At 65.9% G+C, this 22,629-nt stretch carries 22 protein-coding genes; 4 read left to right on the plus strand and 18 right to left on the minus strand.

The window, feature by feature from the left end:
- Positions 1–47: 47 nt before the first annotated feature.
- From RPC_RS00930 to RPC_RS01005, 16 genes are all read right to left on the minus strand, one after another.
- Complete coding sequence (locus tag RPC_RS00930; protein ID WP_011470665.1) at positions 48–590, minus strand: hypothetical protein; 543 nt, start codon at positions 588–590, stop codon at positions 48–50.
- A gap of 35 nt (positions 591–625) precedes the next feature.
- A complete protein-coding gene (lpdA, locus tag RPC_RS00935) occupies positions 626–2,029 on the minus strand; it encodes a dihydrolipoyl dehydrogenase (protein WP_011470666.1) in 1,404 nt (467 codons plus the stop codon).
- Between the two features lie 14 nt (positions 2,030–2,043).
- Positions 2,044–2,334: a hypothetical protein gene (locus RPC_RS00940; RefSeq protein WP_011470667.1), complete on the minus strand. Its 291-nt coding sequence runs from the start codon at positions 2,332–2,334 to the stop codon at positions 2,044–2,046.
- Positions 2,327–2,581 carry a DUF4160 domain-containing protein gene (locus RPC_RS00945; RefSeq protein WP_011470668.1) on the minus strand — a complete coding sequence of 85 codons (255 nt, stop codon included), beginning with the start codon at positions 2,579–2,581 and terminating at the stop codon, positions 2,327–2,329. The genes RPC_RS00940 and RPC_RS00945 overlap by 8 nt, the downstream gene beginning before the upstream one ends.
- 21 nt (positions 2,582–2,602) lie before the next feature.
- Positions 2,603–3,349 (minus strand): SDR family oxidoreductase, encoded by a 747-nt coding sequence (locus RPC_RS00950; RefSeq protein WP_011470669.1) that lies wholly within the window; start codon positions 3,347–3,349, stop codon positions 2,603–2,605.
- 60 nt (positions 3,350–3,409) lie between these two features.
- Complete coding sequence (locus tag RPC_RS00955) at positions 3,410–3,814, minus strand: MAPEG family protein (protein WP_011470670.1); 405 nt, start codon at positions 3,812–3,814, stop codon at positions 3,410–3,412.
- A 23-nt stretch (positions 3,815–3,837) separates the two neighbouring features.
- Complete coding sequence (locus tag RPC_RS00960; RefSeq protein WP_011470671.1) at positions 3,838–4,137, minus strand: pentapeptide repeat-containing protein; 300 nt, start codon at positions 4,135–4,137, stop codon at positions 3,838–3,840.
- On the minus strand, positions 4,130–4,531 hold the full coding sequence (locus RPC_RS00965) for a hypothetical protein (RefSeq protein WP_415914784.1): 402 nt from the start codon (positions 4,529–4,531) through the stop codon (positions 4,130–4,132). The genes RPC_RS00960 and RPC_RS00965 overlap by 8 nt, the downstream gene beginning before the upstream one ends.
- Before the next feature lie 19 nt (positions 4,532–4,550).
- Complete coding sequence (gene odhB, locus RPC_RS00970) at positions 4,551–5,855, minus strand: 2-oxoglutarate dehydrogenase complex dihydrolipoyllysine-residue succinyltransferase (RefSeq protein WP_011470673.1); 1,305 nt, start codon at positions 5,853–5,855, stop codon at positions 4,551–4,553.
- A 98-nt stretch (positions 5,856–5,953) separates the two neighbouring features.
- Positions 5,954–8,929 (minus strand): 2-oxoglutarate dehydrogenase E1 component, encoded by a 2,976-nt coding sequence (locus tag RPC_RS00975; protein ID WP_011470674.1) that lies wholly within the window; start codon positions 8,927–8,929, stop codon positions 5,954–5,956.
- A 131-nt stretch (positions 8,930–9,060) separates the two neighbouring features.
- Positions 9,061–9,945, minus strand: coding sequence for a succinate--CoA ligase subunit alpha (gene sucD / locus RPC_RS00980; RefSeq protein ID WP_011470675.1), 885 nt, complete (start codon positions 9,943–9,945; stop codon positions 9,061–9,063).
- The gene (gene sucC, locus RPC_RS00985; RefSeq protein WP_011470676.1) at positions 9,946–11,145 is read right to left on the minus strand and encodes an ADP-forming succinate--CoA ligase subunit beta; all 1,200 of its coding nucleotides are present in this window, start codon (positions 11,143–11,145) and stop codon (positions 9,946–9,948) included.
- A gap of 198 nt (positions 11,146–11,343) precedes the next feature.
- On the minus strand, positions 11,344–12,312 hold the full coding sequence (gene mdh, locus RPC_RS00990) for a malate dehydrogenase (RefSeq protein ID WP_011470677.1): 969 nt from the start codon (positions 12,310–12,312) through the stop codon (positions 11,344–11,346).
- A 139-nt stretch (positions 12,313–12,451) separates the two neighbouring features.
- Positions 12,452–13,645 (minus strand): cell division protein ZapE, encoded by a 1,194-nt coding sequence (gene zapE / locus RPC_RS00995; protein WP_011470678.1) that lies wholly within the window; start codon positions 13,643–13,645, stop codon positions 12,452–12,454.
- A 275-nt stretch (positions 13,646–13,920) separates the two neighbouring features.
- Complete coding sequence (thpR, locus tag RPC_RS01000) at positions 13,921–14,457, minus strand: RNA 2',3'-cyclic phosphodiesterase (protein WP_011470679.1); 537 nt, start codon at positions 14,455–14,457, stop codon at positions 13,921–13,923.
- Between the two features lie 140 nt (positions 14,458–14,597).
- Positions 14,598–15,308 (minus strand): arylesterase, encoded by a 711-nt coding sequence (locus tag RPC_RS01005; protein WP_041801248.1) that lies wholly within the window; start codon positions 15,306–15,308, stop codon positions 14,598–14,600.
- On the opposite strand from RPC_RS01005, the gene RPC_RS01010 reads away from it, so the two are divergent.
- From RPC_RS01010 to RPC_RS01025, 4 genes are all read left to right on the plus strand, one after another.
- A complete protein-coding gene (locus RPC_RS01010; RefSeq protein WP_011470681.1) occupies positions 15,307–16,062 on the plus strand; it encodes an ABC transporter ATP-binding protein in 756 nt (251 codons plus the stop codon). The genes RPC_RS01005 and RPC_RS01010 overlap by 2 nt on opposite strands.
- Before the next feature lie 4 nt (positions 16,063–16,066).
- Positions 16,067–18,643, plus strand: a complete 2,577-nt coding sequence (locus tag RPC_RS01015; protein WP_041802277.1) for an ABC transporter permease — start codon at positions 16,067–16,069, stop codon at positions 18,641–18,643.
- 302 nt (positions 18,644–18,945) lie between these two features.
- Positions 18,946–19,761, plus strand: a complete 816-nt coding sequence (locus RPC_RS01020; protein ID WP_011470683.1) for a Bax inhibitor-1/YccA family protein — start codon at positions 18,946–18,948, stop codon at positions 19,759–19,761.
- Positions 19,762–20,077: 316 nt separating this feature from the next.
- Positions 20,078–20,602 carry a GNAT family N-acetyltransferase gene (locus RPC_RS01025; RefSeq protein WP_011470684.1) on the plus strand — a complete coding sequence of 175 codons (525 nt, stop codon included), beginning with the start codon at positions 20,078–20,080 and terminating at the stop codon, positions 20,600–20,602.
- A gap of 215 nt (positions 20,603–20,817) precedes the next feature.
- On the opposite strand, the gene RPC_RS01030 is transcribed toward RPC_RS01025, so the two are convergent.
- Both RPC_RS01030 and RPC_RS01035 read right to left on the minus strand, forming a co-directional pair.
- Complete coding sequence (locus tag RPC_RS01030) at positions 20,818–21,180, minus strand: DUF2794 domain-containing protein (protein WP_041801250.1); 363 nt, start codon at positions 21,178–21,180, stop codon at positions 20,818–20,820.
- A gap of 584 nt (positions 21,181–21,764) precedes the next feature.
- A complete protein-coding gene (locus RPC_RS01035; protein ID WP_011470686.1) occupies positions 21,765–22,520 on the minus strand; it encodes a DUF1223 domain-containing protein in 756 nt (251 codons plus the stop codon).
- Positions 22,521–22,629 lie beyond the last annotated feature (109 nt).

Consider the following 22,629-nt stretch of genomic DNA (forward strand, 5'->3'; position numbering starts at 1 on the left):
TCCGGGGCGCGAGAGCAAAGCTTGCGCGAACCCGGAATGACAGTGCTCTATCGCGCCGCGCGGACGCGGCGGCGCAGCCGCCCGATCATCCGCAGCGTTCGCGCCCCCCAGCCATGGCCGTCGCCGCGAAGTGCGGCGGCGATCTTCGCCTTGATCGCCGCGATGCTCGGTGCCACCAGCGCGTGCGCCTTGGCGCGCAGCGCGATCAGCCAATGATAGGCCGCGGCGAACCAGCGCATCTGCAACAGCTTCGGCTTGGTGACGTCGAAAATGAAGGCGACCACGCCGAGCCCGACCACCTGCAGGAACAGGAAGATCGCGAGCCCCGCCAGCAGATGGCCCTGCGCGATCAGCGCCAGCGCGAACAGCTTCAGCGGATACAAGGGCGCCACCGGCACCAGAAACACCGGCAACGTCATCGCCGGCGACAGGCCTTCGATGCGCTGCGCCAGCCACGCCTTGAATTCGCGCAGCGGAATCAGCGCGACGATGCGCGCCACGATCGGTTCGAGGTGATCCCAGCACCACGCCTCGATCAGGAACGCGACCGCGAGCAGAAACCACAGCGACTGAGAAATCCGGCGCATCATCCGCGTATCCGTGCCCCGGACCGCGCCGGCTTGGTTCACATATGGATGGCGCGTTTGCCGACCGCAAGCGCGGCTTCCTTGACCGCCTCCGAGCGCGTCGGATGGGCGTGGCAGGTGCGCGCCAGGTCTTCCGCCGAGCCGCCGAACTCCATCAGCACCGCGGCCTCGTGGATCAGCTCGCCGGCCTCGCGGCCGACGATATGCACGCCGAGCACGCGGTCGGTCTTGGCGTCGGCGAGAATTTTCACGAAACCGTCGGTGGTCTGATTGACCTTGGAGCGGCCGTTGGCGGTGAACGGAAACTTGCCCGCCGTGTAGGCCACGCCGGCCTGCTTCAATTCCTCTTCGGTCTTGCCGACCGAGGACACTTCCGGCGTGGTGTAGACCACGCCCGGGATCACGTCGTAGTTCACATGGCCGGCCTTGCCGGCGATGATTTCGGCGACCGCGACGCCCTCGTCCTCGGCCTTGTGCGCCAGCATCGGACCGGCGACGACGTCGCCGATCGCATAAACGCCCTTTAAGCTCGTGGCGAAGTGCGCGTCGATCGCGATCCGGCCGCGCTCGTCGAGCGTGATGCCGGCTTCGGCGAGGCCGAGCCCCTTGGTGTAGGGAATCCGTCCGATCGCCACCAGCACCACGTCGGCTTCCAGCGTTTCCGGCTTGCCGCCGGCGGCCGGCTCGATGGTCGCCTTCAGCGTCGCGCCCGACGAATCCACCGCCGTCACCTTGCTGCCGAGCTTGAAGTTGAAGCCCTGCTTTTCCAGGATGCGCTGGAATTGCTTGACCACCTCGCCATCCATGCCGGGCAGGATGCGATCGAGGAATTCCACCACGGTGACTTCGGCGCCGAGCCGGCGCCACACCGAGCCGAGCTCGAGCCCGATCACCCCGGCGCCGATCACCAAGAGTTTGCCCGGCACCTTGTCGAGCGACAGCGCGCCGGTCGACGACACGATGCGCTTCTCATCGACGGTGACGCCTTTCAGCGGCGTGTAGGTCGAGCCCGAGGCGATCACGATCGATTTGGCGTCGACGGTCTGCGTCTTGCCGTCCGCACTTGTCACTTCGACCTTGCCGGTGCCGAGCACGCGGCCGGAGCCGCGCAGCGCGTCGATCTTGTTCTTCTTCAGCAGGAACTCGACGCCCTTGACGTTGCCGTCGATGCCCTGCTGCTTGAAGGTCATCATCGCCGGCAGATCGAGCGATGGCTTCGGCACGACGACGCCCATCTTGGCGAAGGAATGCCCGGCCTCCTCGAACATCTCCGAGGCGTAGAGCAGCGCCTTCGACGGCATGCAGCCGATGTTCAGGCAGGTGCCGCCGAAGGTGTCGCGCTTTTCCACCACGGCGACCTTGAGGCCGAGTTGGGCGGCGCGAATCGCGCAGACATATCCGCCGGGACCGGTGCCGATAACAACGAGATCGTAAGAGGCCATGGAGTGCTTTCTATTCAGCTTGCGAGATGAAGGAGACCTGCCTGTCGCTCGGCGCGTTGCCGCAAGGAGTCCGACCCGAAGTCGATTTCGTCTCCCTGATCGTCCAGCCAGAAGATCTTGTGACCGTGCAGCTCGAGCTTGAGCGTGTCGAAGCGCGCGGGGTCGGCGCGAAGGAAGGCGAACATGTCACCCTTGGTCAGCAGCGGCCGCAGGTCGACGACGCCGGCAAAGCCATCGCGCCAGACGATCTTGAGAACCCCGAAAATCACCGGTTCGGCGCTCTGCATCGCGATGATCTCAGTCATCGATTTTCTCCGGCTTGCGCAATTCTTCGACCGCGGTCCAAGCATTCATGAGGCCGATATAGTGCTTATCGGCCCAGAATAACACACGGCGAAGTTTCGCGGGAGGCAGCGAGCCGCGCAGCACCCGTCCGGTCCGGATTTCGATCTGCGCGATGAATTCGGCGTAACGGGCATGGAAATGCGGCGGCGGGTGCTCATCGGGATAGAACTCGATCTTGACTGCATCGACGATCGCGACCACCGGCATGGCTTGCTCCGCCCAGCAACGCTACCGCCCGCCTGACACGTCGAGAATCGCCGAGGTGACGTAGGACGCCTCCTCGGAGATCAGCCAGACCACCGCGTTGGCGATCTCCTCCGCGGTGCCGACCCGCTTCATCGGCACGTGATTCGCGAGCCGGTGCGCGCGGTCGGGCTCGCCGCCGGAGGCGTGGATCTCGGTATCGATCAGCCCAGGCCGGATCGCCGCGACCCGGATGCCTTCGCCGGCGACCTCGTGGCCGAGCCCGATGGTGAAGGAATCGATCGCGCCTTTCGAGGCGGCATAGTCCACATAAGTATTGGGCGAGCCGAGCTTCGCCGCCACCGACGACAGGTTGACGATCACCCCGCCCTCGCCGCCATGGCGGGTCGACATCCGCTTCACCGCCTCGCGGGCGCACAGCATGCTGCCGGTGACGTTGACCGCCATCATCCGCTGGATCCGTTCCGCCGACATCTCGTCGACCCGCGCGGTCGGCCCGACGATGCCGGCATTGTTGACCAGTGCGCCGAGCTTGCCGAAGCCGTCGGCGGCCTCGAACAGCCCGACGATGTCGGCCTCGAAGCCGACGTCGCATTGCACCGCGATCGCCTGGCCGCCGCTGTCCGCGATCTTCGCCACCACCTCTTCGGCCGCGGCCCGGTTGCTGGCGTAGCCGATGCACACTCGGTAGCCGCGCGCGGCGGCCGCGAGCGCGGTGGCGCGGCCGATGCCGCGGCTGCCTCCGGTGACGATGACGACGCGATGCTGCACGGCGGGCTCCGATCGACGGTTGCGGCCTGATCGACGATCAGGCCGTGGGCGCGGCAAACCTCAAGACAACAACAGCCGCGCCAGCATCGCCAGCAGCGCCAGGAGGGAGGCAAACCACAGCAGGCTGCGGGCGAACGGGAAATGGATCAGATAGGCGGGGACGTAGAGAATGCGCATCGCCAGCCAGATCTCGGCGCCGAGTGCGCCCCAGCCGCCGCTGCGGCCGGTGACGGAGAGTGCGAGCGCCAGCGCCACGAACGCCGGGTAGGTCTCCAAGAGATTGCGGAAGGCGCGCGCGGCGCGGCCGGCGAATACCCCTTTGGCGGCGCGCGGTTGGTCGCGCGGACCGGCCTGGTAGGCGCCGCCGAGCTCCAGCGTGACCGGCACCGAGGCCAGGAACAGCTGCACGATCAGCAGCACCACGCTCCATCCGAGCACTACGATTTCCGTCGGCATCGGCGGCATCAGCTTGCTTTCAATCTTGTCGACTAGTTGCTGCGAAGCAAGTCATGGTCGATGTAGGCCGGCAGGATCGTCTGGCGATCGACGATCGCGCGCGACAGCTGTTGAACGGTGAGATTCTTTGCGCCGCTCAGATCCGCGCCCTTGAGGATGGTGCCGTCGAGAACGGCCCCTTGGAAATCGGCGTTGCGGAAGCTGGCGTTGCTCGCGTCTGCGCCGGCCAGATTGGCTCCGCGCAGCGATGCGCCGCTGAGATCGGTCCGCCTGACAAACGCGCCGCTGATGTCGAGGGTCCGCGCTTGTTGCTGATGGGCTGGCCTAGGCATCGGATTGCTCCAGTCTGCTTCGCAGCACGCTCATGATTTCCTGGATATCGATCGGCGGCTCGGCGTCGCCGTAGTCGATATCGGCCTCTCTCAGGTAAGCCTGAAGCAGCTCGAAAACCGGGTTTGAGAGGTCCGGAAAATCCTTCGCCACCTCACGCAGAACATAGATCGCCGCGAGGCGAACTTCCAGGTTGGGATCGCGCAGCTGGCCCACGGCCCGGATGAACAATTCGGTGACGTGGGTGCGCCTCGCCAGTTCGGCTTGGGTGCTGGCTGACCTCGCCTGCATCGCCGCCGGCGACAGCTGCCGCCAGGCCAGGATGGCCCCGACAATCGCCGCGACCGTCAGGGCTGCGTTTCTCAGAATTTCGGAGAGCGCAACCCATCCGGCCACCGGCGATCCGTGCTGTCAGTTACAGATCCAGCACCAGCCGCGTCGGATCCTCCAGGCTTTCCTTGACCCGCACCAGGAAGGTCACGGCGTCCTTGCCGTCGATCACGCGGTGGTCGTAGCTGAGCGCCAAGTACATCATCGGCCGGATCTCGACCTTGCCGGCGATCGCCACCGGGCGTTCCTGGATCTTGTGCATGCCGAGGATGCCGGACTGCGGCGCGTTCAGGATCGGGGTCGACATCAAGGAGCCGTAGATGCCGCCATTGGTGATGGTGAAGGTGCCGCCCTGCATCTCGTCGATCTTGAGCTGGCCGTCGCGGGCGCGCTTGCCGAAATCGGCGATGCTCTTTTCGATCTGCGCGATCGACTTGTGGTCGCAGTCGCGCACCACCGGCACCACCAGGCCCTTGTCGGTGCCGACCGCGACGCCGATGTGGTAGTAGTTCTTGTAGATCAGGTCGGTGCCGTCGATCTCGGCGTTGGCCGCCGGAATGTCCTTCAGCGCCTGCACGCAGGCGCGGACGAAGAAGCCCATGAAGCCCAGCTTGGAGTGGTGGCGCTTCTCGAACACCTCCTTGTATTGCGCGCGCAGCGCCATGATGTGGCTCATGTCGACCTCGTTGAAGGTCGTCAGCATCGCCGCGGTGTTCTGAACTTCCTTGAGCCTGCGCGCGATGGTCTGGCGCAGCCGCGTCATCTTCACGCGCTCCTCGCGCGCGGCGTCGTCGGCCGGCGACGGGCTGCGGACCTGCACCGCGGCGGCCGGCTGATCGACCGGGGTCGGCGCGGAGGCCGCCTTCTCGATCGCCGCCAGCATGTCGCCCTTGGTGACGCGGCCGTCCTTGCCGGAGCCCGGCACGGTAGCGGCGTCGACGCCGTTCTCGGCCGAAAGCCTGCGCACCGACGGCGCCTGCGGCGTGTCAGCCGGCAGCGATTTGGCCTCAGCCTTGGCCTCGGGCCGCAGCCGCGGCTCTTCCGGGCCGGCGTTGATCGGCTTGGTGCCATCGGTCTTCAGGTCGGGGCGGCCGGTGGTGGTCTCCGGCGCGACGCCGGAAGCCTTGGCGGCGTCCTTCGGCGCGGCCTTCGCGGCGCCGTCGGTGATCTGGCCGAGCAAGGCGCCGACCGCGACGGTCTCGCCGTCCTTGGCGACGATCTCGCCGAGCGTTCCGGCGGAGGGCGCCGGCACCTCGATGGTGACCTTGTCGGTTTCCAGTTCGACCAACGGCTCGTCGACCGCGACGGCGTCGCCGGCCTTCTTGAACCAGCGGCCGATGGTCGCCTCGGTCACCGATTCGCCGAGCGTTGGAACGCGAATTTCAGTCATTGGTGCTTCCCTTTCGGCTCGCGGCTGGCTTCAAGCCGGCCATCGGCCTCGTGTCTTCGAAATATCCGGAATGCTCGAACGCAGGCGCGAAGGCGCTGCTAATGCAGCGCCTCGTCGAGCAGGGCCTTGAGCTGGGCCAGATGTTTCGACATCAGCCCGGTGGCGGTGGCCGCCGAGGCGGCGCGGCCGGCGTAGCGCGGCCGGCGGTGTGTCGCGCCGATCTGGTTCAGCACCCATTCGATATAGGGCTCGATGAAGTGCCAGGCGCCCATGTTGCGCGGCTCTTCCTGGCACCAGACGAATTCCGCGCCCTTGAACCGGGTCAGCTCCTGCACCAGCGCCTTCAGCGGCACCGGGTAGAGCTGCTCGACGCGCATCAGATAGACGTCGTCGACGCCGCGCTTCTCGCGCTCCTCGTAGAGATCGTAATACACCTTGCCGGAGCACAGCACGACGCGGCGGATCTTGTCGTCCGGCGTCAGCTTGATCTTCTCGTCGGGCAGCACTTCGGCGCTGTCGTAGAGGATGCGGTGGAACGTGGTATCGGCGCCGAGCTCGTCGAGCGACGACACCGCGCGCTTGTGGCGCAGCAGCGATTTCGGCGTCATCAGGATCAACGGCTTCCTGATCTCGCGCTTCAATTGCCGGCGCAGCACGTGGAAGAAGTTCGCCGGCGTGGTGGCGTGCACCACCTGCATGTTGTCTTCCGCGCACATCTGCAGGAAGCGCTCCAGCCGCGCCGAAGAATGCTCCGGCCCCTGGCCCTCATAGCCGTGCGGCAGCATGCAGACGAGGCCTGACATCCGCAGCCATTTGCGTTCGCCCGACGAGATGAACTGGTCGAACAAGACCTGCGCGCCGTTGGCGAAATCGCCGAACTGGGCTTCCCAGACGGTGAGCGCGTTCGGCTCGGTCAGCGAGTAGCCGTACTCGAAGCCGAGCACCGCTTCTTCCGACAATAGCGAATTGATCACCTCGTAATGACCCTGGTCCGGCCCGAGATGATTGAACGGGGTGTAGCGGTTTTCGTCTTCCTGATCGAACAGCACCGAATGGCGCTGCGAGAAGGTGCCGCGCTCGGAGTCCTGGCCGGACAGCCGGACCCGGTGGCCTTCCTGCAACAGGGTGCAGAACGCCAACGCTTCGCCGGTCGCCCAATCGATGCCGACGCCGGTGTCGATCGCCCGCGCCCGGTTTTCCAGGTAGCGCTGCACGGTGCGGTGCAGCCGGAAGCCGTCCGGCACCTTGGTGATCTTGCGGCCGATGTCCTTCAGCACCGCGACGTCGACGCCGGTGATGCCGCGACGCGGGTCTTCTTCCTGGTCGGCGGTCTTGAACCCGGCCCATTTGCCGTCGAGCCAGTCGGCCTTGTTGGGCCGATAGCCGGTACCGGCCTCGAGCTCGGCGTCGAGCCGGGCGCGCCAATCGGCCTTGGCCTTTTCGATCTCGCCTTCGGTGATCACCCCGTCGGCGACCAGCCGCTTCGAATAGATCTCCAGCGTCGAGGGATGCGCCGCGATCTTGCGGTACATCGCCGGCTGGGTGAATGCCGGCTCGTCGCCTTCGTTGTGGCCATGCCTGCGATAGCAGAACATGTCGATGACCACCGGCTTGTGGAATTTCTGCCGGAACTCGACCGCGATCTTGGCGGCGAACACCACCGCTTCCGGATCGTCGCCGTTGACGTGGAAGATCGGCGCGTCGATCATCTTGGCGACGTCGGACGGATACGGCGAGGAGCGCGAATAGCGCGGATAGGTGGTGAAGCCGATCTGGTTGTTGACGATGAAGTGGATCGAACCGCCGGTGCGGTAGCCCTTCAGGTCGCTCAATCCGAAACATTCCGCGACCACGCCCTGGCCGGCAAACGCCGCGTCGCCGTGCATCAGCAGCGGCAGCACCGAGACGCGTTCTTCCGGCAGGTCGCCGTGCTGGTCCTGCTTGGCGCGGACCTTGCCGAGCACCACCGGATCGACGATTTCCAGATGCGACGGGTTGGCGGTCAGCGACAGATGCACCTTGTTGTGGTCGAACTCGCGGTCCGACGAGGCACCGAGGTGATATTTGACGTCGCCGGAGCCCTCGACTTCGTCGGGGTTGGCGGAGCCGCCCTTGAATTCATGGAACAGCGCGCGATGCGGCTTGCCCATCACCTGGGTCAGCACATTCAGCCGGCCGCGATGCGGCATGCCGAGCACGATCTCGCGGACGCCGAGATTGCCGCCGCGCTTGATGATCTGCTCCAGCGCCGGGATCAGCGATTCGCCGCCGTCGAGCCCGAACCGCTTGGTGCCGGTGAATTTCAGGTCGCAGAACTTCTCGAAGCCTTCGGACTCGACGAGCTTCATCAGGATGGCGCGGCGGCCTTCCCGGGTGAAGGAGATTTCCTTGTCCGGGCCTTCGATGCGTTCCTGGATCCAGGCTTTCTGCGCGCCGTTCGAGATATGCAGGAATTCGACGCCGAGCGTCTGGCAATAGGTACGTTCGCAGATCGCCACGATCTCGCGCAACGAGCCGTATTCCAAGCCGAGGACGTGATCGAGGAAGATCTTGCGGTCGAGATCGGCCTCGGTGAAGCCGTAGGTGCGGATGTCGAGTTCTTCGTGGTCCCTGGCCGGCTCCAGACCGAGCGGGTCGAGCTTGGCGTGGAAATGGCCGCGCATCCGGTAGGCGCGGATCAGCATCAAGGCGCGGACGGAATCCCGCGTGGCCTGGTGGACGTCGGCCGGAACGGCCTCGGCGCCCTTGGGCTGCGCCTTCGCCTTGGCCTGCTCCTTGGCCTGGATCTTGGTGCCGATCGCCTTCTCGACCTCAGCCCAGTTGCCGTCGAGCGCGGAGGTCAGGTCGTCGCGCGGGGGGAGCGGCCAGTCGGTCCTGGCCCAGGACGGGCCTTCGGCATTGCTCTGAATGTCCGCCGGGCGGTCTTTCAGGCTCTTGAAGAACTCCTGCCACTCGGCGTCGACCGAGGACGGATCAGATTGGTAGCGGGCGTATAGCTCGTCGATGTAACCGGCATTGGCGCCGTCCAGAAATGACGAAAGGGCAAAAGCGGCATTCGCGTCCTGGCGAGACATGATTCCGTCCTGATGATTTTCTCGTCGCACCATCAAGTGCGACCGCTGACCCGGGGGCCCGGATCAGCAACATAGTGCACCTTTACCCCCAAAAAAGGGAAATGTAAGCGACGAAAGAACCTAGGACTGAATTACGACTTCAATTTTTCGGCAAGCGTCTTGCCGAGCCGGGCCGGTGACGGCGAGACCGCGATGCCTGCCGCTTCCATCGCCGCGGTCTTCGAGGCGGCGTCGCCCTTGCCGCCGGAGATGATCGCGCCGGCATGACCCATGCGGCGGCCGGGAGGCGCGGTGACGCCGGCGATGAAGCCCACCGTCGGCTTGCTGCGGCCGCGCTTGGCCTCGTCGATCAGGAACTGGGCGGCGTCTTCCTCGGCCGAGCCGCCGATTTCGCCGATCATGATGATCGAGGTGGTCTTCGGGTCGGCCAAGAACATCTCCAGCACGTCGATGAATTCGGTGCCCTTCACCGGATCGCCGCCGATGCCCACCGCGGTGGTCTGGCCGAGCCCCTCGCGGGTGGTCTGGAACACCGCCTCATAGGTCAGGGTGCCGGAGCGCGACACGATGCCGACCGAGCCGGGCTTGAAGATATTGGCCGGCATGATGCCGATCTTGCATTCGCCGGCGGTCATCACGCCCGGGCAGTTCGGCCCGATCAGCCGCGACTTCGAGCCGATCAGCGAGCGCCGCACCCGCACCATGTCGAGCACCGGAATGCCCTCGGTGATGCAGACGATCAGCGGGATCTCGGCGTCGATCGCCTCGCAGATCGCGTCGGCTGCGCCCGGCGGCGGCACGTAGATCACCGAGGCGTCGGCGCCGGTCTTGTCGACCGCCTCGCGCACGGTGTCGAACACCGGCAGACCGAGGTGGGTGGAGCCGCCCTTACCGGGCGAGGTGCCGCCGACCATCTTGGTGCCATAGGCCATCGCGGCCTCGGAATGGAAGGTGCCGTTCTTGCCGGTGAAGCCCTGGCAGATCACCTTGGTGTTGCTATCGATCAGAACCGACATTTATGCAGCCTCCTTGACGGCCTTGACGATCTTTTGCGCGGCGTCGTCGAGATCGTCCGCCGACAGCACGTTGAGGCCGGATTCCTGGATGATCTTTTTGCCGGCTTCGACATTGGTGCCTTCGAGGCGCACCACCAGCGGCACCTTGAGGCCGACGTCCTTGACCGCGGCCACCACGCCTTCGGCGATGATGTCGCACTTCATGATGCCGCCGAAGATGTTGATCAGGATGCCCTTCACGTTGGGATCGGCGGTGATGATCTTGAACGCCGCGGTGACCTTCTCCTTGTTGGCGCCGCCGCCGACATCGAGGAAGTTCGCCGGCGTCATGCCGTACAGCTTGATGATGTCCATGGTCGCCATGGCGAGGCCGGCACCGTTGACCATGCAGCCGATGGTGCCGTCGAGCGTGACGTAATTCAGGTCGTATTTCGACGCCTCGATCTCCTTGGCGTCTTCTTCGGTCTCGTCGCGCAGCGCCGAAATATCCGGGTGGCGATACAGCGCATTGCCGTCGAACGACATCTTGGCGTCGAGGCACTTCAGCTCGCCCTGCTTGGTCACCACCAACGGGTTGATCTCGAGCATTTCCATGTCCTTGGAAATGAACGCCGCATAGAGCTGCGCCACCAGCCGTTCGGCCTGCTTGGCGAGGTCGCCGGTGAGCCCGAGCGCCTTGGCGACGGTGCGGCCGTGATGGCCCATGATGCCGGTGGCCGGGTCGACCGAGAACGAGATGATCTTCTCAGGCGTGTCGTGGGCGACGTCCTCGATGTTCATGCCGCCTTCGGTGGAGACCACGAAGGAGATCCGCGAGGTGACGCGGTCGACCAGCAGCGACAGGTAGAATTCCTTCTCGATGTCGGAGCCGTCTTCGATGTAGAGCCGGTTGACCTGCTTGCCGGCCGGGCCGGTCTGGATCGTCACCAGCGTCGCGCCGAGCATCTCGGCGGCGTATTGCTTGACCTCTTCGATCGACTTGGCGAGCCGCACGCCGCCCTTGTCGCCGGCGGAGGCTTCCTTGAACTTGCCCTTGCCACGGCCGCCGGCATGGATCTGGCTCTTCACCACCCAGATCGGCCCGCCAAGCTGCTTGGCCGCAGCCTCGGCGTCGGTGGCCTTGAGGATCGCGACGCCCTTCGACAGCGATACGCCGAACGGCTGCAGCACCGCTTTGGCCTGGTATTCATGAATATTCATTGATTGCCCCTCGCCAGAATTCGTCCAGCCGAATGAACCCAACTCGTCTCACCACCGGCCACCTGCTCCCTCTGTTCTCGGCAGAGAGTTGGGCGAGGGGGACGGACCGTTGGTCCGCCACCTTCCCCGACCGGCTGGCGGCGCGCCGCACTCTTCGACGAAGAGGTGCGGGCGCCGCCGTTATCCAGAAATTCAGCCTCAGTGGCCGAGCAGCTCGGGCGCGATCTTCTTGCAGGCCTCGACCAAACCCTGCACCGCGGCGACCGACTTGTCGAACGCCTCACGGTCCTTGCCGGCCAGTTCGATCTCGACGATGCGCTCGACGCCCTTGTCGCCGATCACCACCGGCACGCCGACATACATGTCCTTGACGCCGTATTCGCCGTTCAGATAGGCCGCCACCGGCACCACCCGCTTCTTGTCCTTGAGGTAGCTCTCGGCCATCGCGATCGCCGACGCCGCCGGCGCGTAGAACGCCGAGCCGGTCTTCAGCAGGTTGACGATCTCGGCGCCGCCGTTGCGGGTGCGGTCGACGATCTCGTCGAGCCGGGCCTGCGAGGTCCAGCCCATCTTCACCAGGTCGGGCAGCGGAATGCCGGCCACGGTGGAGTACTTCACCAGCGGCACCATGGTGTCGCCATGGCCGCCCAGCACGAAGGCGGTGACGTCTTCCACCGAGACGTTGAATTCGTCGGCCAGGAAATAGCGGAACCGGGCGGAGTCGAGCACGCCGGCCATGCCGACCACCTTGCGGTGCGGCAGCCCGGAGGCCTTCTGCAGCGCCCAGACCATGGCGTCGAGCGGGTTGGTGATGCAGATCACGAAGGCGTCGGGGGCGTATTTCTTGATGCCGGCGCCGACCTGCTCCATCACCTTGAGGTTGATGCTCAAGAGATCGTCGCGGCTCATGCCGGGCTTGCGCGGCACGCCGGCGGTGACGATCACCACCCGGGCGCCTTCGATCGCCTCGTAGGAATTGGCGCCGGTGAACTTGGCGTCGAAGCCGTCGACCGGGGAGGACTGGGCGATATCCAGCGACTTGCCCTGCGGAATGCCTTCGGCGATGTCGAACATCACCACGTCGCCGAGCTCCTTCAGGCCGACCAAGTGAGCCAACGTTCCGCCGATCTGACCGGAGCCAATCAAAGCAATCTTGTCGCGCGCCATGGGAAAGCTGTCCTTTGAGCAGGGTGGGAAGGGGGAGGAAAAGCTGGGCGTGGGTTATCCCGTTCGCAGCAACCGTTCAAGTCGCGGTTCGGTCAATATAGCGCCGCGCCGGCTCGATAACGGCGAAACGGCGTTCGACTTAGGTTTCGACCAGGCCGGTTGACGAACCGCTGGCGGTGGAGTCGCTGCTGCGGCCGTGCGGCAGCGCCAGATAGGATTCCGAGCCCATTTCGATCAGCCGCGACGCGGTGCGCTGGAATTCCATCGCCTCGACGCCTTCGCTGGCGCGGTACAAAGCCGTCGGATCGGCCGCCGCCGAGGCCATCAGCTTCACGGCGTTGTCGTACAAAGTGTCGATCAACGTAATGAAACGCTTGGCGGCGTTGCGGTCGGCGAGATCCATCAACGGAATCTGGTCGATCATGATGGTGTGATAATCATGGGCGAGGCGAAGATAATCCGACGCCGCCAGCGGCTGCTCGCACAGGTCGGCGAATCCGAAACGGGCGACATGGTGGTCGGCGCGCGGCACGCGCAGGACGCGGCCCTTGATCGAGATATCGCGCGGATGGCCGGGCGCGCCGTGGGTCAGCCGGGCCCAGGCCTTGTCCAGCGCGGCGGTAGCGGCGGCGTCGGCCGGCACCAGCCAGGTCTTCACCCCGGTCAGCTTTTCCATCCGGTAGTCGGTGCGCGCGTCGAGCCGCAACAGCTCCATCCGGGTCTTCAACAGCCCGATGAACGGCAGGAACAGCGCGCGATTGAGGCCGCCTTTATACAGATCGTCGGGCGCCACGTTGGAGGTCGCCACCACCACGGTGCCGAGCTCGAACAGCTTTGAGAACAGCCGGCTCAGGATCATCGCGTCGGCGATGTCGGTGACGTGGAATTCGTCGAAGCACAACAGCCAGGCTTCCTCGAAGATCGAATTCGCGGTCAGCGCCACCACGTCGGCGCTGTCGCCGAGTTCGCCGCGCTTGATGTTCTGCCGGAACGCGTAGATCCGCTCGTGCACCTCGGCCATGAATTCATGGAAATGCGCCCGGCGCTTCAAGGTCACCGGGCAGCTGTCGAAGAACAGGTCCATCAGCATGGTCTTGCCGCGGCCGACTTCGCCGTGGACGTACAGCCCGCGCGGCGGCGGCTGATCCTTGTCGGCGCCGAACAGCCGGCCGAACAGGGTTTGCTTCTTCGGCGGCTTGTAGCCGGCGAGATTGGCTTCCAGCGCGCTGAACGCCGTGACGGCATCGGCCTGCGCCGGATCGGGCTCGATCGCGCCGGAGGACACCAGCGCCTGATATTGCTCGGAGAACGAGACGGGATCGGGAGACAGCATGGCGATACTTACGTCATTACCGCGCGGAAAAATGCAAGTCGGGATTCGTACCGGCGGCTATGCGGAGCGGGTTTGGCCACTAAAGCCCTTATTTTCTCTTGCGATTCAACGCGTGTCCCGGACGCGGTGCAGCGCTCTGCGCTGCGCCGTGAGCCGGGACCGTTTCAAAGGCAGTCTCCGTAACGGTCCCGGATCTGCAGCGCATCACGCCGCTGACGCGGCGCGCCGCACTGCGTCCGGGACACGAGCGCGCCTCACGCGCTCAGCGCGCAAACTTATGCGCTCAGCGCGTAAGAATCCTCCACCACGTAAGGCCCGCCGCCGGTGGAGGCCCGCGACGAGAACAGCACGAAGCGCGAGGCGGTGAACACCCTGGTCGGGAAATAGCCGCGCACCGACAGATAATCCGCGACGTCCTGGTTGGAGGCGTCGCGCAGCCGCGCCAGCGTGACGTGCGGGGTGAATTTGCGCCCCTCAGGGTTGAGCCCGAGCCGCTGCATCAGCCGCTCCAATTCGGCCTGGAGCTCGATCAGCGGCCGCGACGGCACCACCGAAGCCACCACCGCGCGCGGCTTCTTGCCGCCGAAGCTTTGCAGCCCCTGAACCGCGACGTCGAACGGCTTGCGGTTGATCCGCACCAGCATCGAGGCGATCTCGTTGGCCGAGACGCCGTCGATGTCGCCGATGAAGCGCAGGGTGACGTGGTAATTTTCCGGGTTGATCCAGCGTGCGCCGGGCAGCCCGCCGCGCAGATTGGAGAGCGTCTGGCCGATCTCGGCCGGAATTTCCAGTCCAGTGAATAAACGCGGCATCGCAAACCCTCGATGCAGGAGCACGGCAGGAGGACAACGAATCAACGACAATTAGTCGTAACGCAGAACTGCGACACTGCGAAGTATGGTAGGTCGAAAGCCCTGTGAATACCTCATGTTGATAGCAGATTGCCGTTTTTTCAACTGCGTTGCTCAGCAACGGTGCCGAGAAATGCCTGCACGCTGGGCAGGATATTCTTAACCACGGTGTCGATCCCTTCCGCGGTGGGGTGCAGCCCGTCGGCCTGGTTCAGTTTGGCGATGGTGGCGACGCCCTCGAGAAAGAACGGATACAGCGGCACCTGGTAGGTCTTCGCCAGCTCCGGATAGATCGCGTTGAATTGCGCCGCGTATTGCGGGCCGTAGTTCGGCGGCGCGTACATCCCGCACAAAAATACCGCGATGTTGCGCGCCTTCAGCTTCTTCACGATCTGGTCAAGCGCGTCGCGGGTGACCTTGGGATCGGTGCCGCGCAAGGCGTCGTTGGCGCCGAGTTCGACGATCACCGCCTCGGTGTCTTTCGGGATCGACCAGTCGAGCCGCGCAAGCCCGCCGGAGGCGGTGTCGCCGGACACGCCGGCATTCACCATCTCGGTGGCCACGCCCTTGTCCTGCAAGGCCTTTTGCAGGCGCGCCGGAAACGCCGCGGCGGCCGGCAGGCCGTAGCCGGCGCTCAAGGAATCGCCCAGCACCACGAGCTTGATCGGCTTGGTGAGCGCCGCCGTCGCGGTCTGTGCGCTGCTTTGTCCGACCATCACGCCTCCCAGCACAAGCGCGGCCATCATGCCGCGGCAAAACATCCGCGCCGGCCTCTCGACCGCGCCGAACCAATCGCCATATGAGGCAGCCATGGACAGTTTCATCAAAGCCTCTTCGCCGCAGGGCCAAGCACCCGACACCCGAGCGCCCGACAGCATTGTCATCTCCAACGTCGACCTGTCGCTCGGCTCGGGCGCGGCGCGCGTGCATATCCTGAAGGATATCAGCCTGCGCGTCGGCTCCGGCGAGGCAATCGGCCTGATCGGCCCCTCAGGATCGGGGAAATCCACGCTCCTGATGGTGATGGCGGGGCTGGAGCGCCCCGACAGCGGTGAGGTGGTGGTCGACGGCACCGCATTCAATGCCTTGGACGAGGACGCGCTGGCGCGGTTTCGCGGCCGCCATGTCGGCATCGTGTTCCAGTCGTTCCATCTGATCCCGACCATGACGGCGCTGGAAAACGTCGCGGTGCCGCTGGAATTGGCCGGCCGCGCCGACGCCATGGAGCGCGCCGCGCGCGAACTCGCCGCGGTCGGCTTGAGCGAACGGCTGCACCACTATCCGACGCAGCTCTCCGGCGGCGAGCAGCAACGCGTCGCCTTGGCCCGGGCGCTCGCGCCCGACCCCACCATCCTGGTCGCCGACGAGCCGACCGGCAATCTCGACGAGGCCACCGGCCGGCAGATCGTCGATCTGTTGTTCGCCAACCACGCCGAACGCGGCATGACGCTGGTTCTAGTCACCCACGACACCTCGCTGGCGCAGCGCTGCGACCGCGTGGTGCGGCTGCGCTCCGGCCGCATCGATGTCGCGGCGCCCGACCGCGTCCGCGTGCAGACGGCGTAACGCGATGGCGGTGATCTCCGAACCCATGCCGCAGCGCCGGCCGGCGACGCTGCCGTTGCCGCTGCGTTACGCGGTGCGCGAATTGCGCAGCGGGCTGCGCGGCTTCTACGTGTTCATCGCCTGCATCGCGCTCGGCGTCTTGGCGATCGCAGGCGTCGGTTCGGTGGCCGGTTCGCTGAGCGAAGGCCTGGCTCGCGAGGGCCGCGCGCTGCTCGGCGGCGACGTGGCGTTTTCGCTGATGCAGCGTGAGGCCTCGCCGGACGAACTGGCGTTTCTGCGCGCCCACGGCCGGGTCTCGGTGGTGGCGACCTTGCGCGGCATGGCGCGCACCGCCGACGACCGGCTCGCGCTGGTCGAATTGAAGGCGGTCGACGACACTTACCCGATGCTGGGCACCCTGACGCTGGAGCCGAAAATCGCGGTGCCGGATCTGTTGGCCGAGCGCGACGGCGTGTTCGGCGCCGCCGCCGACGCAGCGTTGCTAGCGCGGCTCGATCTGAAAGTCGGCGACCGCGTCCATGTTGGCAACGCGCCGTTCGAAATCCGCAGCGTGGTCGGCGCCGAGCCGGACAAGCTCTCCGGCGGCGTCGGCTTCGGACCGCGCTTCCTGGTCAGCGAACAGGCGTTGCGCGCCACCCAACTGCTGCAGCCCGGCAGCCTGGTGCGCTGGACCTATCGGCTGCTGCTGCCTGACAATCAGGCCGACGACCGCGTCGCCAACGCGCTGGCCGATCAGGCCCGCGCCGCGCTGCCGCAGGCCGGCTGGGAAATCCGCAGCCGCGGCAACGCCTCGCCGCAGCTCGAGCGCACCATTACCCGCTTCACCCAATTTCTCACGCTGGTCGGGCTCGCAGCGCTGTTGGTCGGCGGCGTCGGCGTCGCCAATGCGGTGAAGAGCCATATCGACCGCCGCCAGGACGTCATCGCCGCGTTCAAGGCGCTCGGCGCCACCGGCCGCGACGTGTTTGCGATCTATCTCACCCAGGTGATGGTGCTGGCCGGGATCGGCTCCTTGATCGGCCTCGCGCTTGGCGCCGCGCTGCCCTACGCGATCGTCGGGCTGTTCGGCCAATTGTTGCCGCTGCCGGTGGTGCCGACGCTGCATCCGGGCGAATTGGCGTTGTCCTTGGTTTACGGGCTGTTAACCGCACTGGCGTTCGGGATGTGGCCGCTGGCGCGGGTGCATGACGTGCCGGTGGCGGCGCTGTTCCGCGAGGCGGTGATCAGCGAGCGGCATCGGCCGCGACCAAAGCACCTCGTTTGGATGGCGCTGGTGGTCGCCGTGCTGGTCGCGGTGGTGATCGGGCTGTCCTACGACAAGCGTGTCGCCGCCGCCTTTGTCGCAACCTCCGTGGTGGTGTTCGCGCTGCTGCGCGGCATCGCCAGCGCGCTGATGGCACTGGCGCGCCGACTGCCGCGCGCCAACTCGACCATGCTGCGGCTGGCGATCGGCAATATCCACCGCCCCGGCGCGCTCACCCCCTCGGTGGTGATGTCGCTGGGCTTAGGCCTCGCGGTGCTGGTCACCGTCACCCAGATCGACGGCAATCTGCGCCGGCAGTTCACCGCGGCGCTGCCGGACAAGGCGCCCTCCTTCTTCTTCATCGACATTCCCTCCACCGAGACCGACCGCTTCGCCGCGTTCCTGAAGGACCAGGCGCCGGGCGCCAGCGTCGAGGACGTGCCGATGCTGCGCGGCCGCATCGTTTCGGCGCGAGGCATCAAGACCGAGGATCTCAAACCATCGACCGACGCCGAATGGGTGCTGCAGAGCGACCGCGGCCTGACCTACGCCGCCGAGGTGCCGCACGGCTCCAAGGTGGTCGAAGGCCAATGGTGGCAGCCGGGCTATAGCGGCCCGCCGCTGGTGTCGTTCGAAAAGAAACTCGCCGACGGGCTGGGTCTCAAGATCGGCGACGAGGTGGTGGTCAACGTGCTCGGCCGCGACATCTCCGCCAAGATCGCCAATCTGCGCAACGTCGACTGGCAGAGCCTCGGCATCAATTTCGTCGTGGTGTATTCGCCGAACGCCTTCGCCGGCGCGCCGCACACCCATATCGCCACCCTGACCGAGCCGAACGGCACCGCGGCCGGCGACGGCGCCATCATCAAGGCGGTGGCGGACGCGTTCCCGATGGTCACCAGCGTGCGGGTCCGCGAGGCGCTGGAAACCGTCGGCACCGTGGTGACCAATCTGGCGCTGGCGGTGCGCGGCGCGAGCTCGGTGACGCTGATCTCGGCGATCCTGGTGCTCGGCGGCGCGCTGGCCGCCGGCCATCGCCACCGGGTCTACGACGCGGTGATCCTGAAGACGCTCGGCGCCACACGGGCCCGGCTGCTCGGCGCCTACGCGCTGGAGTATCTGATGCTCGGACTTGCAACCGCGGTGTTCGCGGTGCTGGCCGGCTCGGTCGCGGCCTGGCTGATCGTCTCCAAGTTGATGACGCTCGGCTTCGTCTGGCAGCTCGGCAGCGCCGCGGCGGTGGTGGTTGCGGCGCTGCTGGTCACCGTCGGGCTCGGCCTCGCCGGCACCTGGCTGGCGCTGAATCAGAAGCCGGCATCGGTGTTGCGCAATCTGTGAAATTGCGGCACTCCGACGCAACCGCCCGGTCGGCGCGGCGAATCTGCGAAAACGACGGGTTTTCGCCCTCGCAGCAGCAGACTTTCCTTAACCTCAATGCCGTAGCGACATTCGGCCGCGCATCGAAGCTTGCGTGGAATGTGTTAGTTTCCCACATATCAGATTGGGTCAGACGCCGACTCTGATGACGTAAAGTTGCATCACCTCTGCAAATTGATGTCAGCCAGTCCGCGGCGCCTGAGATAAAGTTTCGCACTCGTGCCGCAGCCCTTATGCGGCCAGACAACAACGGGATTTCGACCATGTCGGACTTCGACCGTAACTATGCTTCTCCTTTCGGCCGGGCCGCCGGGCGCGTCGACGCCGCTGCCGTCGATGCCGGCCTGCGCGCCTACATGCTGCGCATCTACAACTATATGACGATCGGCCTCGCCATCACCGGCGCGGCCGCGCTCGGCGTCTACAAGTTCGCCGTCACCAGCGATATGGCTGAAGCGGTTCGCAGCGCCAGCGGCGCGGCGATCCGGGTCGCCGAAGGTCAGTTCCTGACCTCGTTCGGTTACATGATGTTCGCAAGCCCCTTGAAGTGGGTGTTCATCCTCGCCCCCTTGGTGATGGTGTTCGCGATCTCGTTCGGCATTAACCGGCTGAAGCCGGCCACCGCGCAAATGCTGTTCTGGGCGTTCGCCGCCCTGATGGGCATTTCGCTGTCGTCGATCTTCCTGGTCTATACCCACACCTCGATCGTGCGGGTGTTCTTCATCACCGCGGCCTCGTTCGGTGCGCTGAGCCTGTACGGCTACACCACCAAGCGTGACCTCACCGGGATGGGTTCGTTCCTGATGATGGGCCTGTTCGGCGTCATCCTGGCGAGCCTGGTGAACCTGTTCGTGGCCTCGACCATGCTGCAGTTCATCGTCTCGGTGGTCGGCGTGCTGGTGTTCGCGGGCCTCACCGCCTGGGATACCCAGCGGCTGAAGAACGACTACATCTACGGCTATGCCTCGCAGGGCGGCGACGTCGCCGACCGCGCGGCGATCACCGGAGCGCTGTCGCTGTACTTGAACTTCATCAACCTGTTCACGCTGCTGCTGCAGCTCCTGGGACAGCGCGACTGACGGTTTCCATCGTCCATCCATCGGACAACCATCGAGCCCCGGCCTTGCGGCCGGGGCTTTTTTGTTGGGTTTTTTCGGGACCCGGATGTCGCAAGCGCCAAGACACCGTGCCCCGGACGCGGCGGACCGCGTCAGCGGTACGCAGCGAGCCGGGGCCATTGCGGACCGCAGCCTTCGTAACGGTCCCGGTTCTGCGAAGCCGCGCATAGAGCGCGGCTTCTTGCCCGGGACACGAGCCGGGGTGATGCCAGATGAGGCCGCCCCTGCTCCCCAAATCCAGCTTCACATTTGCCGGCGCGAAACTATGGTGCGCGCCATGTCCGAGCTTGAAATCCGGCCGACCTCATTGGCCGACCTCCCCGCCATCACCGCGATCTATGCCGAAGCGGTGCGCTGCGGCACCGCCACTTTCGAACTGACCCCGCCGGATCTCGCGGAGATGACCCGCCGCTTTGCGGCGCTGACCGGCGGCGGCTTTCCCTATCTGGTGGCCCGTCGCGCCGGCGAGCTGCTCGGCTATGCCTATGCGGGCCCGTATCGGCCGCGGCCGGCCTATCGCTTCACCGTGGAGAATTCGATCTACTTGGCGCCGGCGGCGCAGCGCCAGGGCGTAGGGTCGCGTTTGCTCGGCCGCCTGATCGCGGAGTCCGAGGCGCGGGGTTACCGCCAGATGATCGCGGTGATCGGCGGCTCCGATAATCTCGGCTCGATCGCGCTGCACGGCCGCACCGGCTTCCAGATGATCGGCGTGCACCCCAGCGTCGGCTTCAAATTCGGCCGCTGGCTCGACAGCGTGCTGATGCAGCGGATGCTCGGCGAGGGCGACGCCACGACGCCGTAACGACGGCGCATTCCGTCATCGGCTCCAAGGCAGGTCATTCCGGGGCGCGAGCAGCTTTGCTGCGAGCGAACCCGGAATCTCGCAACACATGCCGGCGCTGATCCCCCACTGCTGTAAATTCGGAGCAAGATTCCGGGTTCGCTCGGGCTTGCGCCCTCGCGCCCCGGAATGACACCGTGATCCCATAGATGCTTCGCAATCCTATTGGCGCCCCCTCACACCACCGCGAGCTTGCGGTCGATCGCCAACAGCACGCGGTCGAGCTCGTGGCCGCGGCGCAGAATCAATCCGGTGGCGGAGATCACGCTGTAGGCGCCTTGCTTGCGGGCGAGCCGAGGGTCCTTCTCGATCCGGTAGATCGGCACCTCGGAAGCGCGGCGAAACACCGAGAACACCGCGCGATCCTTGAGAAAGTCGATGGCGTAGTCGCGCCATTCGCCGGCCGCGACCATCCGGCCATAAAGGTTGAGGATGCGATTGAGCTCGAGGCGATTGAACGTCACCAAGCTCGGCGGCGCGACCGCAGCGCCGCCCGGCCGTATCCCGCTAGGGTCGGCCTCCTCCGACATCGAACTCATCAGCACCTCCTGTCACAGCGGCGACATGATCGCGCCGACGGCCCGCCGCCGCAAGGGCCGAGAGCTGCACGTCTGCGTGGCAACAGAGCCCGGGCGCCCGCTACAATCAGTCACACGATCGTTAGTGAAATCATATTGCCGCCCGATTTCCGCCAAGCCGCGGCCCTGCTGGGCTGCGAGAGATGATACTTGCGTTGGCCCGGTCTTGTCGGCGTCGGATTCCTCAGCCCCCAGCCCCCCGGGGTCTTCAGGATCGGGCCTGTTCGCAACAATCAATCCCCACACTGAGGGCCAACGCGAGTTGGTCCTTTTTGTTGTGGGGATTGATTCGTGTCTTGAGCTGATAGTTGGGCGCTTGCTCCGCGGAGAGGCCGCGCATGTCCCGACGCTAAGCGGCTCGACGCCGTTGACGTTGATGGATTGCGCAACCTGTCTCCGTCTTGGCCGGGCTTGTCCCGGCCATCCACGAAAGACACGACAGCCGTGCCTGAGGGCGTGGATGCCCGGGACAAGCCCGGGCATGACGTGGTGGCGAGGTACCCGATCAGCTATTCGGCATTTGCGGAAAGCTCAGGCAGCGCCGCTCAGTCGAGCGCGGTCAACGCCGCGCCGAGCATCGGGCCGGGCTGCTCGCGGCTGCCGCTCTGGACATAGACCACCGCGGCGTCGACGCCGGCGCCGGCGACGTTCTCGATCGGCACCGTCCAGCTATCGGCTTGGCCGGTCCAATCGCCGACCTTCAGCCAGGTCCGCACCACGTTGTGATAGGTCACCTCGCGGCCGCGGTTTTCCCCGCGGGTGATGGCGATCGGCACCGCCTTGGAGATCGAGCAGATCCACACCTCGGCCTGGCTCGGCGCCACATCGGCGGCGCCCGCCGCGACCGCGACCTTGAGCTGCTTGCCGTCGAGCGTCACGGTGACCGGCACCGACATCACGCCCGCGGTCTTCTCGGTGTCGGAGATCGCGCCGTCGATCCGCGCGCGGTCGTTGCCGACCACCTGCATCGCGCCGTTGACGATCATCTGCGGGGTGTAGACGTCGCGATCGCCGCGCCGCGCCGAATAGGCCTTCTGCCGGGCGCTGAAGCGGGAGTCCGCCAGCGTGTCCTTCCAGCCGAGATAGTCCCAATAGTCGATCGGCATGCTGAGCGCGATCACCGAGGGGTCACTGGCGAGGTCGCCGATGATCTTGTCGGCGGCCGGGCACGACGAGCAGCCCTGCGAGGTGAACAATTCGACCACGGCGCGCGGCTGCGCCACGGCGGGACAGATCGTTGCCAGCAACGCGCAGGCGGCGAGCGCGCCCGGTCCGTTGAGAAGTCCGCTCCACGCCATCATCAGTGTCACGCCGGATCATGCAAGACGGAGCCACGACACGCCGCGCGCGCCGCCTCCAAATTCCTGCCTTCGCAACCGGAAGGCGCCTTGTCATAGGCGGCCTTCCGAT

The sequence above is a fragment of the Rhodopseudomonas palustris BisB18 genome, from assembly GCF_000013745.1.
In the GTDB taxonomy this organism is placed as follows: Bacteria; Pseudomonadota; Alphaproteobacteria; order Rhizobiales; family Xanthobacteraceae; genus Rhodopseudomonas_A; species Rhodopseudomonas_A palustris_F.